A 15,909-nucleotide genomic window follows, 5' to 3' on the forward strand; every position below is an offset into this window, starting at 1 on the left:
GGCTACGCCGCCCGCGTCTCGGCCGGCCAGTCGCCGACGTGCTGCACGGTGCCGTCGCGTCCGACCAGGCGCGCCGCGACGTCGAGGCCACGCAGGTGGGGCACGGCGTCGTGGCCCAGCACGAGGGCGGCGGTGCTCGCGGTGTTGGCCCGGACGGCGGTGGGGGCCCAGACCGTGACGGTGCGCCACGGCCCCTCGGCCGGGCGACCCGTGCGCGGGTCGATCACGTGGTGCGCCGCGCCCGAGGGGGTGCGCCAGCGCCGCGAGATCGTGGACGACGTCGCGAGGCCGCCGCGCTCGAGGCCGACGGGCTGCCCGGGCTCGCCCGACCGCTCGCTGACCTGCACCTGCCAGGGCCTGCTGCGCGAGCCGGCGATCGCGACGTCGCCGCCGATCTCGACCAGCACCGCCGTGTCGAGCGACCTCGCGACGCGGCGTGCCGCGACGTCGGCGGTCCACGCCTTGGCCGTCGCGCCGAGGTCGAGGCACACGTCGGTCGGCAGCCCGACGAGCGACAGCGTCCGGTCGGTGCGCACCGTGGTCCAGTCGGCGCGGGGGAGGGGTTCGTCGTCCGTCATGACCAGCAGGTCGCGGACCGCCGTGATGTCGTCGGCGTACCCGGCGCGCAGCAGGTGGGCGCCGATCGTGGGGTCGACGGCTCCTCCCGACTCCTCGGCCGCGCCCAGCGCGACGTCAAGCAGCTCCATCGTGCGGCGGCGGACGGGCACGAGCCGACCCGCGGCCCGGTTGACCCGCGACACGTCGGAGGTCGCGGTGAAGCGGTCGGCCGACAGCGCGACGTCGGCCATGAGCGCCACGACCTGCTGCTTGGCCGCCATCAGCGCGTCGGGGCGCGTGACGGTCACCCGCACGCGGCACGACCAGTCGGTCCAGATCGCCGACGCGGTCATGACGCGTTGCTCCCACCGTCGGACGAGCCGCTCGAGCTGCCGGCGTCGGCGCTCGTGAGGCCCGAACCGGACGAGGTCGTGCCGGAGTCGGTCGTGCCGGAGTCGGACGGGGTCGACCCGGTGGCCGAGCCGGAGTCCGTCGACGTCGACGTCGTGCCGGTCGAGGTGGAGTCGGTCGTGGTGGAGCTCTCGGACGCGTCGTCGTCGCGGGCGGCGCACGCCGTCAGCGCACCGGTCATCAGGATGCTCGTGGCGGCGATCGCGGCGAGGTGCCGGCGCGACCGCGCCATCAGGTGGGCTCGGGGGCCGTGGGAGGTGGTGGTCATGCATCCAGCGTCGTCGCCGGGGCGTCAGGCGCGCCTCAGCCGAACGTCAAATGCCGGTCAAATGATGCTGTGAGGAGCCTGCATGACGAGGCGGACCGTGTGCGACCCGTCGTCGTTCGAGAGCACGTCGAGGTGGCCGCCGGTCGACTCGGCGCAGCTGCGGGCGATGTCGAGCCCGAGGCCGCTCGACCCGCGGTCGCTGCGCCCGCGGCGGGCGGCGCCGAGAGGGATCCCGGGCCCGTGGTCGACGACGTCGATGTCGGCGCCGACGTCGGTGCGGCGCAGGACGACGGCCAGGGCGCTGCCCTCGGGGGTGTGTGCGACGACGTTCTCGATCAGGGCGTCGAGCGCGGCGGCGAGCTCGTCGGCCGTGCACGCCACCGTCGCGGTGGTGCCCGGGTCGACGACCGTGACGTCGCGGTCCTGGTCCTCGGCCAGCGGCGTCCAGAACGCCACCCGCTCCCGCAGCACCTCGCGGGCGTCGCACGACCGGTCGTCGCGCTCGGCGCGGGGCAGGCGGGCGTGCTGGATGACGGCGGTCAGCGTCCGCTCGAGCACCGCGACGTGCCGGGCGAGCTCACGCGAGCGCTCGGAGTCGGGGAGGGCCTCGACGTCGAGCCGGATCGCCGTCATGGGGGTGCGCAGCCGGTGCGACAGGTCGGCGATCGTCTCGCGCTCGGACGCCAGCAGCTCCTCGATGCGCCCGGCCAGCTGGTTGAGCGCCGTCGAGACCTGGGCGACCTCGCGCGCACCCGACACCGGTGCCCGCGCGTCGAGGTGCCCGGCGCTCAGCTCGGTGGCGGTCGCGGCCGTGGCGACCAGCGGCCGGGTGAGGCGGCGCGACACGACCTCGGCACCGACGACCGCCACCAGCAGCAGGGCGAGGGCGCCGCCGCCGATGACGGCCCACCGCTCGTGCACCTCGTGGTCGACGTCCCCGTCGCTGACGAAGGCCCGCACGAGGGCGCGTCCCGACGTGCTGTCGGCGCCGATGTCGACGAGCCAGCCGCCGCCGACGCGCTCGGTGCGGGGCGCCGAGACCGTGCCGAGGTCGTCGCGGTCGTCGTCGCGGTCGCCGTCGCCGTCGCCGCGACGAGGGCCGTCCGGCGCGTCGGGCACGTCGTCCGGCAGGGCAGCGCCGACCGACGTGCCGTCGGGCAGCAGCACCGTCACGGCGGTGTCGGTGCGCTCGTTGACGCGGTCGACGTACTTGCCGGCCTGCACGCCCGTGTAGGCGTTGGTCGTCAGGTAGTCCGCGACGCCCTGGGCGACGTACTCGGTCTCGCGGACGACCCGGTCGGACGCCGACTGCTTCAGCGCGATCGCCAGCGGCACCGCGAACAGCACCAGCACGAGCGCCGTGAGCCCCGTCGCGAGGAGCAGGATGCGGCGGCGCAACGTCATGACGGATCGACCAGCTTGACGCCCACCCCGCGGACGCTGTGCAGGAAGCGCGGCTCGGCGGCCGACTCGCCCAGCTTGCGACGCAGCCACGACACGTGGACGTCGACGGTGCGGTCGCCGCCGCCCCACGGCAGGTTCCACACGTCGGCGAGCAGGTCGCGCTTCGACACGACCTGCCCAGGACGCTGTGCGAGGTACAGCAGGAGGTCGAATTCCTTGCGGGTCAGCACGAGCGGCGTGCCCGCGAGGTGCGCCTCGCGGCCCTGCGGGTCGATGCTGAGCTCGGCGACGTCGACCGTGCCGACGTGCTCGTGCGCGTCGGTGCGGCCCCGGCGCAGCACGGCGCGGACGCGGGCCAGCACCTGGGCGGCCGAGTAGGGCTTGATGAGGTAGTCGTCGGCGCCGGCGTCGAGCAGGCGCACGATCTCGCGCTCGTCGTCGCGTGCCGTCGCGACCAGCACCGGCACGTCGCCGAGCGAGCGGATCATCGCCAGCACGTCGGCACCGTCGAGGTCGGGCAGCCCGAGGTCGAGGATCACGGCGTCGGGCGCGAAGTCGCCGAGGCGGCCCAGCGCGTCGCCGCCCCGCGCGACGGCCGCGACCGTGACGCCCTGCTGCGTCAGGGCACGGGTCAGGCCCGCGCGGATGTCGTCGTCGTCCTCGACGACCAGGATGCGCAGCATGCAGCGAGCGTAGCCGTCGCGCGAGCATGTCGCGGGAGCGTCGGCGGCGGTAGGGTCGGTGACATGGTCAGGGTGCTGGCGGTCGCCGACGAGGAGGTCCTCGCGGTGCGCTCGCGGCTCCGTGACCTGCGGATCGACCTGCTGCTCGCGGCCGGCGACCTGCCGTGGGACTACCTCGAGCGGGTCGCCGCCGAGGTCGACGCCCCCGCGGCGTTCGTGCCCGGCAACCACGACCCGGGCATCTCGCGGACGTCCACCGGCCCGCGCGGCTTCGTCGCCGTCGACGAGCGCATCGTCACGGTCGGCGGGCTGCGCGTCGCCGGTCTCGGCGGGTGCGTGCGCTACAACGGCGGCGCGCACCAGTACACGCAGGCGCAGTACGAGCGGCGGGCCCGCACGATGCTGGCGCACGACCGCGCCGACGCCCCGGTCGACGTCCTGCTGACGCACGCGCCGCCGCTCGGGCTCGGCGACGACGACGACCCGAGCCACGTGGGCATCGCGGCGCTGCACGGCGTGCTCGAGTCGCTGCGTCCCACCTGGCACCTGCACGGGCACATCCACCCGTTCGGCATGGTGAAGAACGATCGGCAGGTCGGGCCGACGACGGTGCGCAACGTCATCCCGTGGCACGTCGTCGAGGTCGAGCCGCGAGCCGCCGCGGCCGCCGTGCGGAGAGGGGCCTGACGTGGTCAGCAGCTCGGGATCACCGCGCGTCGACGCCGAGAGCGACTTCATGCGCGCCCGCCGGCACCAGGTGCTGTCGGGGCTCGCGGCCCGGCTGACCGGCGACACCGAGGACGTCGTGCAGGCGATGTCGTTCGACGAGGTCGTCGACGCCCTCGGACGCCGCGCCGAGCACTACGTCGGCACCAAGGTCATCCCGCTCGACGCGATCGTCGGCTCGGTCGACAAGGTGCGCGACTTCGACCGCCGGTTCCGGCCGACGTCGACCGTCAGCCGGCAGCGGTGGGAACGGCTGGGGCGGGNGTGGGAACGGCTGGCGCGGGCGAGCCGCGTCGGCGAGGTCATCCCGCCGATCGACGTCTACCAGGTCGGCGACTACTACTTCGTCCGCGACGGGCACCACCGCGTCTCGGTGGCCCGCAGCCTGCGGGTCGACCTCATCGAGGCGAGGGTGACGGCGATCGAGACGTTCCTGGCGCCCGTCGGCATCGAGGCCCGGGCCGCGCTCGAGCTCAAGTTCTGGCGTCGGCTGATGCTGCAGCGCGTGCCGTTCTCGGGCGAGGCGCGCGCTGCGGTCGCCGTCAGCGAGCCGTCGATGTACGGCGAGATCGCCGAGGCCGCAGAGGCCTGGGCGGCCCGCGCGATGCACGCCGAGGGGGCCTACATGGACCGCGAGACGATGGCCGCCCGCTGGTACGCCGAGGAGTTCCGACCGGTCGTCGACATGATCGAGGAGGCCGGCGTCCGCGGCGACGACGAGCGCCCCGCCGAGGCCTACGTGCGGGTCGCGTGCGAGCGCTACCGCCTGATCCGCGAGCACGAGTGGAACGCCGAGGTGCTGGCGACCATCAAGAAGAACAAGAAGAAGCGCTAGGGCTAGAGGCCGACCGTCAGGTTATCGCCCGTGGCCGGGTCGAACAGGTGCATCTGGTCGGTGTCGATGAACAGCGTCGTGTCGCTGTCCTCCGCGGCGTTGCTGGAGGCGTCGAGCGACACCACGAGCTGCGTGCGCAGGGAGTCGCTGTCGGACTCGCGGGCGAGCTCCTTGAGCTGGTCCTGCACCTTCGCCTCGGCCTCGTACGGCACGTACGCGTACTGCTGGTCGCCGAGCCACTCGCGGACGTCGATGTGTGCCGCGAACGTGCGCGACGAGTCGAGCTTGCCCTCCTCGATCACCGAGACGTCCTCGAAGTGCTCGGGACGGATGCCGGCCATCAGCAGGCCCTTGCCCTCGGTCTTCGCGGCCTTGTCGGCCGCCAGCGGGAACGTGCCGAACGGCAGCGTGACCTGGCCGTTCTCGACCGTCGCCGGCAGGAAGTTCATGGGCGGCGAGCCGATGAACCCGGCGACGAACAGGTTGACGGGCTGCTCGTAGAGCTCGCGGGGCGTGGCCAGCTGCTGCAGCACGCCGCGCTTCATGACGGCGACCCGGTCGCCGAGCGTCATGGCCTCGGTCTGGTCGTGCGTGACGTAGACCGTGGTGATGCCGAGCTTCTTCTGCAGGCGGGCGATCTCGGTGCGCATCTGCCCGCGCAGCTTGGCGTCGAGGTTCGACAGCGGCTCGTCGAACAGGAAGGCCTTGGCGTCGCGGACGATCGCGCGTCCCATCGCGACGCGCTGGCGCTGGCCGCCCGACAGGTTGGCGGGCTTGCGCTCGAGGTGCTCGTCGAGGTCGAGCGTCTTGCTGGCCTCGCGCACCTTGGCGTCGATGTCCTGGTCGCTCCACTTGGCCAGGCGCAGCGGGAACGCGATGTTCTCGTACACCGTGAGGTGGGGGTAGAGCGCGTAGTTCTGGAAGACCATCGACAGGTTGCGGTCGCGCGGCGCCAGGTCGTTGACCCGCTCGCCGCCGATCAGCATGTCGCCCGACGTGATGTCCTCGAGGCCGACGATCATGCGCAGCAGCGTCGACTTGCCGCAGCCCGACGGCCCGACGAGGATCAGGAACTCCCCGTCGGCGACGTCGATGCTGACGTCGTTGACGGCCGGGAACCCGTCGCCGTACTTCTTGACGATGTTCTTCATCTCGATGGTGGCCATGTGATCAACCCTTCACTGCGCCGGCGGTCAGGCCGGCGACGATCTTGCGCTGGAAGAACAGGACGAGGACGACGATCGGGATCGTCGCCACGACGGCGCCCGCCGCGAGGAGCGACGCGGGCCGGTTGAACGGATCGGCGCCGACGAAGAACGACAGGGCCGCGGGGATCGGGCGGGCGTTCTCGGTCGACGTCAGCGAGATGCCGAAGACGAAGTCGTTCCACGCGAAGAAGAACGTCAGGATCGCCGCGGTGAACACGCCGGGCGCCGCGAGCGGCACGATGACCTTGCGGAACGCCTGCCACGACGTCGCGCCGTCGACCTGGGCGGCCTGCTCCATCTCCCACGGGATCTCGCGGAAGAACGCCGACAGCGTCCAGATCGCGAGCGGCAGCGTGAACGACATGTAGGGGATGATCAGGCCGAGCCACGTGTCGTAGATGCCGATCGTGCGCCACATGTCGAACAGCGGGCCGACCAGCGAGACGACGGGGAACATCGCGATCACGAGGGCCGTGGTGAGCACGAACTTCTTGCCCTTGAACTCCAGGCGCGCGATCGCGTAGGCGGCGAGGGTCGCGAGCGTCACCGACAGGATCGTGGCGATCAGCGAGATGCCGATCGAGTTGATGATCGAGCGGCGGAACTGGTCGTCCTGCAGCACGTCGGCGTAGTTGCTCCACCCCGCGCCGCCACCGCCGGACGGGAAGAAGCCGGGGGAGCCGTTGGTGACGGACTCCTGCGACTTGAACGACAGCGAGATGATCCACGCCACCGGCAGCAGGCACCAGATCAGGATCAGCGCGCAGCCGATGACGGTGCCGATGTTGTTCTTGAGGCCGGTCAGTGTCCTTGGCATGTCAGCCCTCCTGCCGCGCGTCGGCGAGATTGACCTTGAAGAGCTTGACGATGATGAACGCCACCACCAGCACCGACAGGAACAGCAGCACCGAGAGCGCCGATCCGATGCCGAGCTGGAACTGCTCGATCACCTGCCGGTAGGTCAGGAACGAGATCGACTCGGTGCCGTTGGCGCCGGCCGTCATGACGAAGATGTTGTCGAAGATGCGGTAGGCGTCCAGCGCTCGGAACAGCACCGCGACCATGATCGCGGCCCGCATGTTGGGCAGGATGACCTTGTACAGCCGCTGCCACCAGGTCGCGCCGTCGACCTTGGCGGCCTCGAGCATGTCCTCCGACACCTGGGCCAGGCCCGCGAGCAGCAGCAGCGACATGAACGGCGTCGTCTTCCAGATCTCGGACGCCATGATCGCGATCAGCGAGGAGTTGCGCTCGGCGAACCAGTTGAAGTCGGTGCCGATGAACGGCAGCCAGTCGTTGACGAAGCCGTTGGTGTTGGAGAAGGCGAACTGCCACGCGAAGCCCGACACCACGGTGATGACGCCGTAGGGGATCAGGATCGACGTGCGGATGACGCCGCGGGCGAAGATCACCTTGTGCATGACCATCGCGAACGCGAAGCCGATCACGAGCTCGAACGCGACCGTGACGATCATGATGATGACCGTGACGAGGGTGTCGCGCCAGAACAGGCCGTCGGTCAGCGCCGTGACGTAGTTGTCGATGCCGATGAACTTGCGGTCGTCGGGCGCCGTCAGCGAGTACGTGAACAGCGACAGGTACAGCGCCCGCAGCATCGGGAACGCCGTCACCAGCAGCATCAGCGCCAGCGGCAGTGCGACGAGCTTGAGGGCCAGCCGGTTCTCCGAGCGCGAGCGGTCGGACGTCGGTTCCTTGTCCTTCTTGCCGTTGCCGGCCTTCGCCTCGTTGGCGATCACGGAGGTCATAGCAGCGCCTTCCCGCTCAGGACCGCCTCGAGGAAGGCGGCCGACCTCGCCGGCGTCGAGGGTCCGACGGACGTCGGGGAGTGCCAGCGCGACTGGATCGCGCTCGACACCTGGCTGTAGAAGGCGCTCTTCGGGCGGGGTCCGCCCGAGTCGACGCTCTCGCTCCACAGCGTCAGGAGCTCGGCGGGGTACGCCTCCTTGAGCTCGTCGGAGCCGTAGACCGACTGACGCGACGGCATCAGGCCCTCGTTGACGGCCAGGTCGGTCTGGGCCTGCGCGCTCGTCACGCAGACCGCGGCCTGCTGGGCGAGCTCGGGGTGCTTGCTGTACGCGCCGACGCCGATGTCGATGCCGCCGATGGGGGGCTTGGACTCCTCGCCCTGGACGGTCTGGGGGTAGCGCGCGAAGCCGAGGTCGCCGAGCTCGGCCTCGTCCTTCGGGCCGCCGGGCTTGCCGATCAGGCCCTCGTAGTTCTTGTAGACGAACGTCCAGTTCGTCATGAACTCGCCGGCACCGCTCTCGGGGAACATGCGGCCGAGGCTCGTGCCCTCGTTGGACGTCGTGAAGTCGGGCTGGGTGGCGCCGGACTTCGCGAGCTTCTCGATCACGGCGGCGGCGTCCTCACCGGCCTTGGAGTCGATCGTGACCTTGGCGTCGCGGCCGTCCTCGACGGTCTTCGGGTCGAGGATGTTGCCGCCGGCGCCCTGGATCAGCGAGTTGATCCACACGACGTACGCCTCGTACTTGTTGGCCTGCACGCCGACGGTGCCGTCGTTGTCGGCGGCGGCGTCGATGACCTGGTCCCACGTGACGGGCTGCGTCATGTCGAGACCGGCGGCCTGCGCGAGCGACTTGCGGTACCAGAGCACCTGCGTGTTGGCCCACTGCGGAGCCGCGACGACCTTGTCCTCCCACGTGACGGTCTCGCCGGCCCCCTTGAGGACGTCGTCGTCGAGCACCTGGTCGGCGAGCTCGCCCTCGAACGGCAGCAGCCAGTTCGCGTTGGCGAACTCCGGCACGAAGACCGGGTCGAGGCTCATGAGATCGGTCGAGGTGTCCTTGGCCGCCAGGCGGCGCGCGAGCTGCGTGCGCTGGTCGGTCGCGCTGGAGGGCAGCAGCTGGATCTTGATCGTGTAGTCGTCGGTGCTGCAGCTCTTGGCCAGGGCGTTGAGCGTGTCCTGGCCGTCCGGGTTGATGTACCAGTTCAGCGTGGGCTTGCCGCCGCCTCCGCCGCACGCGGCGAGGACGCTCATCGACAGCGCGGCCGCCGCGAGGCCGACGGTGGCCCTCGTGCTCCTGCTGGTCCTGCGGGCTGGTCGTCTCGTCATGTCTCCCCCTACCGGCCCTGTCACGTCCCGCGTCAGTGACACGGGTCACAGGGTGCTGACGAACCTATCCGCGCGCCCGGACGGCCGCAACATCGGGTCAGGCGTCGAGCCAGACCGCCTCGTCGGCACCCAGCAGGCGCACGGGCTCGATGTCGCTGCTCGTGGCCAGGATGACGGCGTCCTCGGGCAGCTCGACCGGCGTCGCGCCGAGGTTGGCGAGCACCGTGACGGCCCCCTCGTCGGACGTGACCGTGAAGGCCAGGACGTCGTCGGGGTGGCCGTCGAGCCACGTGAGCTCGCCGCGACCGAGACGACGCTCGCGACGCAGGCGCAGCAGCGTCGTGTAGACGTCGAGGGTCGAGCCGACGACACCGCGCTGGCGGTCGGCGGCGAGCGCGCCGTACTCGGCGGGCTGGGGGAGCCACGACTGCGCGCCGGGGCCGAAGCCGTACGACGGGTCGCCGCCCTCCCACGCGACGGGCACCCGGCACCCGTCGCGCCCCTTCGACGCGCCGCCGGTGCGCGCGAACGTGGGGTCCTGCCGCGAGTCGTCGGGCAGGTGCGTGGCCTCGGGCAGACCGAGCTCCTCGCCCTGGAAGAGGTAGGCCGAGCCCGGCAGGGCGAGCATCACGGCCGTCGCGGCCCGGGCGCGTCGCAGGCCGACCACCGCATCGGGCTGCGGGTCGTCCGGCCCGATGCCGGCGATCTTCTGCAGGCCCGGCTGCTGCGGGTACCCCAGCCGCGAGGCGTGGCGGACGACGTCGTGGTTCGACAGCACCCACGTCTGCGGAGCCCCGACCGCGGCGACCTGCTCGAGCGAGTGCGTGATGGTCTCGCGCTGGTCGGCCGCGAGCCACGGCGTCATGAGGTACTCGAAGTTGAACGACTGGTGCAGCTCGTCGGGGCGGACGTAGCGCGCCAGCGCCTCGCCCGGCAGCACCCACGCCTCGGCGCACAGGATGCGGTCGGCGTCCTCTCCCTCCCGCGCGTACGAGTCGGCGATGCGCCGCCAGTCGCGGTAGATCTCGTGGACGCCCGGCTGGTCCCACATGGGCAGCCTGGACGTCGGGCTGACGGAGTCGTCGTCGTCCACGTCGGCGTCGGGCAGGCCGTCGGCCTTGACCATCCCGTGCGCGACGTCGATGCGGAAGCCGTCGACGTCGCGGTCGAGCCAGAAGCGCAGGACGCCCTGCATCTCGTCGCGCACCTCGGGGTTCGTCCAGTCGAGGTCGGGCTGGCTGGTGTCGAACATGTGCAGGTACCACTGGCCGGGTCGGCCGCCGGGCTCGGTGACGCGGGTCCACGCGCGTCCGCCGAACTTGCTGGGCCAGTTGTTGGGCGGCAGCTCGCCGGACTCGCCGAGGCCGTCGCGGAACAAATAGCGGGCGCGCTCGGGGCTGCCCGGGGCCGCCGCGAGGGCTGACCGGAACCACGGGTGCTCGCTCGAGGTGTGGTTGGGGACGATGTCGACGACGACCCGCAGGCCGAGCTCGTGGGCCCGCGCGACGAGCGCGTCGAAGTCGTCGAGCGTGCCGAAGACGGGGTCGACGTCGCGGTAGTCGGCGACGTCGTAGCCCGCGTCGTTCTGCGGCGACGTGTAGAAGGGGGACAGCCACACGGCGTCGACGCCCAGCTCGGCCAGGTGCGGGAGGCGTGCCGTGATGCCGGGCAGGTCGCCGATCCCGTCGCCGTCGGAGTCGGCCCACGACCGGGGGTAGATCTGGTAGATCACGGCGTCGCGCCACCAGGGCGTGATGGTCATGGTCGGGTCCTCCCGGTCGCACGCTACGTTACTGAACATGTCGCAACGTACCCTCGTCCTGATCAAGCCCGACGCAGTGCGTCGGGGACTCGTCGGCCAGATCCTGTCGCGCTTCGAGTCGAAGGGACTGACCCTCGTGGCGCTCGAGCAGCGCACGATCGACGCGGCCCAGGCCGACGCCCACTACGCCGAGCACGTCGAGCAGCCGTGGTACCCGCCGCTGCGCGACTTCGCGACGTCCGGCCCGCTCGTGGCGCTGGTGCTCGAGGGCGACGAGGCGATCTCGGTCGTCCGCCTGCTCAACGGCGTGACCGACGGCCGCGCCGCGGCCCCCGGCACGATCCGCGGCGACCTGTCGCTGTCCAACCGCGAGAACCTCGTGCACGCGTCCGACTCCGAGGAGTCGTCGGCGCGCGAGATCGCGCTCTGGTTCCCGCACCTCTGACGCGCGTCGTCGTCCGGCCGGTCCGGACGACTACAGCGCGACGGTGCCGCTGACACCCACGACGGTGTCGCCGCCGACCCAGACGTCGTCGTCGACCCGCTCGACGTGCACGCGCCCGCGCCGCCCGAGCCGCGTGCCCTGTGCCGCGACGTAGGAGTCGGTGGCCAGGCCCGATCCGATCAGCCACTGGCCGATCGCGGCGTTGAGGCTGCCGGTGACGGGGTCCTCGCCGGGCGAGCCCGGGTAGAAGGCGCGCACCTCGACGTCGGCGGGCCCGCCGGCGGCGTGGGGTCCGACGACGCCGACCTTGTCGAGCTCGCCGAAGCCGCGGGGCTCGATCGCGAGGACGGCGTCGGCGCTGCGCAGCAGCAGGGCGATCCATCCCGGGCCGTTGTCGGCCCACTGCGCGCCGATGACGTCGGCACGCTCGATGCCGAGCGCGTCGGCGACCTGCCGCACGTCCGCCTCGTCGACCGGTCCGCCGCGGCGCAGCGGGGGAGCCGCGAAGGCGAGCCGCGAGCCGTCCTCGCGCACCCGCACCAGACCGGCACCGCACTCCTGCACCAGCTGTCCGGGCCTCTGTGGCTCCCCCCCNGCCACCCGTCGTGAAGATGCGCAGCCGGTAGTCGGCGGCGGGATCGGTCGGGGCGAGCAGGAACGTGGTCTCCGACAGGTTGGTCCAGCGCGCGAACGCGGCCATCTGCTCGTCACCGAGCCCGTCGGCGTCGTGCACCACGGCGACGGGGTTGCCGTACATGAGCTCGTCGGTGAACACGTCGACCTGGGTGAACCGCATGCCCCGACCCTATCGACGCACATCGGGGGATCGGGACGCACGATCCTGAGACGTCGGGGTCGTCCCAGCAACCCTGATGTCTCAGGCATGGTCGCGTCACCTCGACAGACACGGTGACCGCGAAGTTCCCCGTCACGGCCTGACGCGCGGGGTCGGGGCGTGCCCCGTACGGTGGGGGACGAGCTCGCACCGTCACTTACCTGGAGGTCCCATGTCGTTCCGCCTGTCCCACGTCCCGCTGCGTCTGACCGCCGGGTCCTTCATCCTCAACTCCGGCCTGTCGAAGTGGTCGGCCGACGCCGAGACCGCGCAGCAGCTGCACGGCTTCGCCGCCGGCACGTACCCCGCGGTCCAGAAGGTCGAGCCGCCCGTCTTCGTCAAGGCCCTCGCCGCCGGCGAGATCGCCCTCGGCGCGGCGCTGCTGTTGCCCGGCGTCTCGTCGACCAAGGCCGGCGCCGGTCTCGTCGCGTTCTCGGGCGGCCTGCTCGGCCTGTACGCCAAGACGCCCGGCATGCGCGACGGCATCCGCCCGACGCAGCAGGGCACCGCGATCGCCAAGGACATCTGGCTGCTCGGCATCGGCAGCAGCCTCGTGATCGACGGCAGCGGCGACAGCCACAAGGTGCGCAAGGCCGAGCGCAAGACGGCCCGCGCCGAGCGCAAGGCCGCTCGCCTCGAGCGCAAGAACTCCTCCGACGGCCTGGTCTCGAAGAAGCAGAGGAAGGCGCTGAAGAAGTCGACCAAGAAGGCCAAGAAGAAGGCTGCCAAGACCCTCGCGAAGGCCACCGCGCACTGATCGACCCGCGGCCGGGCGGGGCCGGGTGCCACGGGGGCCTGCGACACTGGACCCCATGGCCACCCACCCCACGCCCGACGCCCAGGTGCTCGCCGGCCGCCCGTTCCCGCTGGGTGCCCACCCCGAGGCGGGCGGCGTCCGGTTCGCCGTCGCGAGCCGTGTCGCCGAGCGGGTCGAGCTGTGCCTCGTCGACGACGAGGGCGCCGAGCGGCGCATCGAGCTGACCGAGCGGACGTTCGGCGTCTGGCACGGACTGGTCCCGGGTGTCACGCCCGGCCAGAAGTACGGCTTCCGCGTCCACGGTCCGTACGACCCCGCGACGGGGCTGCGGTGCAATCCGCACAAGATCCTGGTCGACCCGTACGCGCGCCGCATCAGCGGCACGACGACCGATCTCGACGCCGCCCTCGGGTACGCCGACGACCCGGACGGCCCGCCGAGCTCGGTCGACTCGCTCGGCAGCGTGCCGCTCAGCGTGGTGACGAGCCCCGGCGGGCCCGACACCGGCGTCAAGCCCGAGATCCCGTTCGAGGAGACCGTGGTCTACGAGCTGCACGTCAAGGGGTTCACGGCGCAGCACCCCGACGTGCCCGAGGCGTTGCGCGGCACCTACCTCGGTCTGGCACACCCGGCCGTCATCGACTACCTCGTGCGTCTCGGCGTCACGGCCGTCGAGCTCCTGCCGGTGCAGGCGTTCAGCGACGAGCCGTCGCTGGTGCGCGACGGGCGCCACAACTACTGGGGCTACTCGCCGCTCGGCTACTTCGCCCCCCACGCGGGATACGCCAGCGAGCCGGGCCGCGAGGTCGAGGAGTTCCGCACGATGGTCGCGGCGCTGCACGCCGCCAACATCGAGGTCATCGTCGACGTCGTCTACAACCACACGTGCGAGGGCGGTCCCGACGGGCCGACCCTGAGCTTCCGCGGCTACGAGGCCACGGCCTACTACCTGCACGACGACGACGGCCACATGGCCGACATCACGGGCTGCGGCAACACGCTCGAGGCGAGCTCGCCGACCGTCATCCGCCTGGTCACCGACTCGCTGCGGTACTGGACGACCGAGCTCGGCGTCGACGGCTTCCGGTTCGACCTCGCCAGCACCATGGGACGTCCGCGCGGCGGCGCGTTCGACGCCGACTCGGCGCTGCTGACCGCGATCACGACCGATCCGGTCCTCTCGCGATGCAAGCTCGTCGCCGAGCCCTGGGACGCGACGGGCGAGGGCTACAAGGTCGGCTTCTTCGCCGCCCAGTGGGCCGAGTGGAACGGCGTCTACCGCGACACCGTCCGCGACTTCTGGCGCGGCGCGACCGGTGTCGACGACCTGGCGTACCGGCTCTCGGGCTCGTCCGACCTCTACGACCACACGCTGCGCCGTCCGTGGCAGTCGATCAACTTCGTCAACGCCCACGACGGGTTCACGCTGCGCGACCTCGTGTCGTACGACGAGAAGCACAACGAGGCCAACGGCGAGGACAACCGCGACGGCACCAACGACAACCGCTCGTGGAACCACGGCGTCGAGGGCGAGACCGGCGACGCCGACGTGACGGCGCTGCGGGCCCGCCAGGCCCGCAACCTGTTCGCGACGCTGCTGCTGTCGACCGGCACCCCGATGTTCGTCGCGGGCGACGAGCGCTGGCGCACCCAGCACGGCAACAACAACGCCTACTGCCTCGACGACCCGACGTCGTGGGTCGACTGGGACGAGTCGCCGGAGTCCGAGCAGATGCTGGCGTTCGCCCGGCGGGTCGTCTTCCTGCGGGCCAACAGCCCCGCGCTGCGCCAGCCCGAGTTCTTCGACGGGCGCACCACGCCGACCGGTCGTCCCGACCTGATCTGGCTGAGGCCCGACGGCCAGGAGATGGACGAGGAGGCGTGGGCCGCCGACGAGTGCCGCACGCTCGGCATGTGGATCGACGGCTCCAACAGCCAGTCGCGCACCCGCGAGGGCGAGCTGCAGGCCGATCACTCCTGGCTGCTGCTGATGCACGCCGGCGCCGAGCCGGTCGAGGTGACGCTGCCCGGCGCCGAGTTCGGGACGACGTTCGAGCCGGTGCTCGACACCACCACGTCCGACGGCGCACCACGGTCCGACGAGCCGCTGCCGGCGGGTGCCGTCGTGACGCTCGCAGGGCGGTCGCTGCTGCTGCTGGAGGCCCCGCGAGAGCGATGACACAGTGTGAGACCGGGCGTGGGCGGGTACAGGAGCGCCCGTGACCAACAGCCCACGTCTCATCGCCGTCGCCGAGCCCCGCCGCGCCGAGGCCGTCGTCCTCGTCCTGCACGGCGGGGCGAGCCGTCGGGACGACCCGCGCGTCAGCCCGACGCAGCTCTCGGTGCTGCGCATGATCCCGATCGCGCAGCGCGTCGCGAAGGCCGACCGGCGCCGCCTCGCGGTCTACCGCCTGCTCAACTCGACGAGGGGCTGGGACACCCGCCACACGCCGGTCGACGACGTCCACTGGGCGATCGACCAGCTGCGCCACGGATTCGGGTCCGACCTGCCGGTCGGGCTCGTGGGCCACTCGCTCGGAGGGCGGGCCGCGATCCTGGCCGCCGACCGCCCCGAGGTGCGCAGCGTCGTGGCGCTCAACCCGTGGGTCTACCCGACCGACGGCGACATCGACCTGCACGGCCGGCGGGTGCTGGTCGTGCACGGCACCGACGACCGCATCGCGCCCGCCGACCGCTCCGCCGACGCGGCCCGGCGCCTCGCCCGCTCCGCCGACGTCTCGTACGTCCGCGTCGCCGGCGGCAAGCACGCGATGCTGCGGCGGGGCCGCGAGTTCGAGCGGCTCGCCGCCGACTTCGCCGCGGCGACCCTGCTCGACGACCGCACGCCCCGCGGTGTCGTGGCGCAGGCGCTGGCGGGGGAGTCCCCGATCGAGATCTGATCGGTGGGTTGTTGCATCACGAG

The 15,909-nt window shown here is 71.9% G+C and carries 15 protein-coding genes and 1 pseudogene; 5 read left to right on the forward strand and 11 right to left on the reverse strand.

Features of this window, described 5'->3' with window-relative positions; all coding sequences use genetic code 11:
* Nucleotides 1-2 precede the first annotated feature (2 nt).
* The 4 genes from ASD10_RS16835 to ASD10_RS16850 are packed head-to-tail and all read right to left on the reverse strand — an operon-like array spanning nucleotide 3 to nucleotide 3,324.
* Nucleotides 3-911, reverse strand: a complete 909-nt coding sequence (locus tag ASD10_RS16835) for an FAD:protein FMN transferase (protein WP_056611623.1) — start codon at nucleotides 909-911, stop codon at nucleotides 3-5.
* Nucleotides 908-1,237, reverse strand: a complete 330-nt coding sequence (locus ASD10_RS16840; protein WP_157432709.1) for a hypothetical protein — start codon at nucleotides 1,235-1,237, stop codon at nucleotides 908-910. Before ASD10_RS16840 ends, ASD10_RS16835 begins: the two co-directional genes overlap by 4 nt.
* Nucleotides 1,238-1,294: 57 nt before the next feature.
* Nucleotides 1,295-2,641, reverse strand: a complete 1,347-nt coding sequence (locus ASD10_RS16845; RefSeq protein ID WP_056611629.1) for a HAMP domain-containing sensor histidine kinase — start codon at nucleotides 2,639-2,641, stop codon at nucleotides 1,295-1,297.
* The gene (locus ASD10_RS16850; RefSeq protein WP_056611632.1) at nucleotides 2,638-3,324 is read right to left on the reverse strand and encodes a response regulator transcription factor; all 687 of its coding nucleotides are present in this window, start codon (nucleotides 3,322-3,324) and stop codon (nucleotides 2,638-2,640) included. Before ASD10_RS16850 ends, ASD10_RS16845 begins: the two co-directional genes overlap by 4 nt.
* Before the next feature lie 63 nt (nucleotides 3,325-3,387).
* Here ASD10_RS16850 and ASD10_RS16855 point away from each other — a divergent pair, with 63 nt between their 5' ends.
* The gene (locus ASD10_RS16855; RefSeq protein ID WP_082556361.1) at nucleotides 3,388-4,011 is read left to right on the forward strand and encodes a metallophosphoesterase; all 624 of its coding nucleotides are present in this window, start codon (nucleotides 3,388-3,390) and stop codon (nucleotides 4,009-4,011) included.
* Between the two features lie 876 nt (nucleotides 4,012-4,887).
* On the opposite strand, the gene ASD10_RS16865 is transcribed toward ASD10_RS16855, so the two are convergent.
* From ASD10_RS16865 to ASD10_RS16885, 5 genes are all read right to left on the reverse strand, one after another.
* The gene (locus ASD10_RS16865) at nucleotides 4,888-6,051 is read right to left on the reverse strand and encodes an ABC transporter ATP-binding protein (RefSeq protein WP_056611635.1); all 1,164 of its coding nucleotides are present in this window, start codon (nucleotides 6,049-6,051) and stop codon (nucleotides 4,888-4,890) included.
* A gap of 4 nt (nucleotides 6,052-6,055) precedes the next feature.
* Nucleotides 6,056-6,910 (reverse strand): carbohydrate ABC transporter permease, encoded by an 855-nt coding sequence (locus ASD10_RS16870; protein ID WP_056611638.1) that lies wholly within the window; start codon nucleotides 6,908-6,910, stop codon nucleotides 6,056-6,058.
* A gap of 1 nt (nucleotide 6,911) precedes the next feature.
* A complete protein-coding gene (locus ASD10_RS16875; protein WP_056611641.1) occupies nucleotides 6,912-7,859 on the reverse strand; it encodes a carbohydrate ABC transporter permease in 948 nt (315 codons plus the stop codon).
* A complete protein-coding gene (locus tag ASD10_RS16880; protein ID WP_082556362.1) occupies nucleotides 7,856-9,187 on the reverse strand; it encodes an extracellular solute-binding protein in 1,332 nt (443 codons plus the stop codon). The genes ASD10_RS16875 and ASD10_RS16880 overlap by 4 nt, the downstream gene beginning before the upstream one ends.
* 97 nt (nucleotides 9,188-9,284) lie before the next feature.
* Nucleotides 9,285-10,949: a glycoside hydrolase family 13 protein gene (locus ASD10_RS16885; RefSeq protein WP_056611645.1), complete on the reverse strand. Its 1,665-nt coding sequence runs from the start codon at nucleotides 10,947-10,949 to the stop codon at nucleotides 9,285-9,287.
* A 37-nt stretch (nucleotides 10,950-10,986) separates the two neighbouring features.
* Here ASD10_RS16885 and ndk point away from each other — a divergent pair, with 37 nt between their 5' ends.
* Nucleotides 10,987-11,394: a nucleoside-diphosphate kinase gene (gene ndk, locus ASD10_RS16890; RefSeq protein ID WP_056611650.1), complete on the forward strand. Its 408-nt coding sequence runs from the start codon at nucleotides 10,987-10,989 to the stop codon at nucleotides 11,392-11,394.
* A gap of 30 nt (nucleotides 11,395-11,424) precedes the next feature.
* Here ndk and ASD10_RS16895 read toward each other — a convergent pair.
* Together ASD10_RS16895 and ASD10_RS19420 are read right to left on the reverse strand one after the other, a co-directional pair.
* A partial coding sequence (locus tag ASD10_RS16895) for a PhzF family phenazine biosynthesis protein (RefSeq protein ID WP_235502100.1) occupies nucleotides 11,425-11,988 on the reverse strand: 564 nt, incomplete at its 5' end.
* A gap of 1 nt (nucleotide 11,989) precedes the next feature.
* Nucleotides 11,990-12,190, reverse strand: a pseudogene (locus ASD10_RS19420) (PhzF family phenazine biosynthesis isomerase); the annotation flags it as partial.
* A 211-nt stretch (nucleotides 12,191-12,401) separates the two neighbouring features.
* Here ASD10_RS19420 and ASD10_RS16900 point away from each other — a divergent pair.
* Genes ASD10_RS16900 through ASD10_RS16910 form a run of 3 tightly spaced genes read left to right on the forward strand, consistent with a single transcriptional unit; the run spans nucleotide 12,402 to nucleotide 15,886 of the window.
* Nucleotides 12,402-12,986 (forward strand): hypothetical protein, encoded by a 585-nt coding sequence (locus tag ASD10_RS16900; protein ID WP_082556363.1) that lies wholly within the window; start codon nucleotides 12,402-12,404, stop codon nucleotides 12,984-12,986.
* Nucleotides 12,987-13,041: 55 nt separating this feature from the next.
* Nucleotides 13,042-15,165 (forward strand): glycogen debranching protein GlgX, encoded by a 2,124-nt coding sequence (glgX, locus tag ASD10_RS16905; protein ID WP_056611653.1) that lies wholly within the window; start codon nucleotides 13,042-13,044, stop codon nucleotides 15,163-15,165.
* A 40-nt stretch (nucleotides 15,166-15,205) separates the two neighbouring features.
* Nucleotides 15,206-15,886: an alpha/beta hydrolase gene (locus ASD10_RS16910; RefSeq protein ID WP_200938346.1), complete on the forward strand. Its 681-nt coding sequence runs from the start codon at nucleotides 15,206-15,208 to the stop codon at nucleotides 15,884-15,886.
* The last annotated feature ends 23 nt before the right edge of the window (nucleotides 15,887-15,909 follow it).

Origin of the sequence: Aeromicrobium sp. Root472D3, from assembly GCF_001426485.1 — a bacterium.
Taxonomy (GTDB): Bacteria; Actinomycetota; Actinomycetes; order Propionibacteriales; family Nocardioidaceae; genus Aeromicrobium.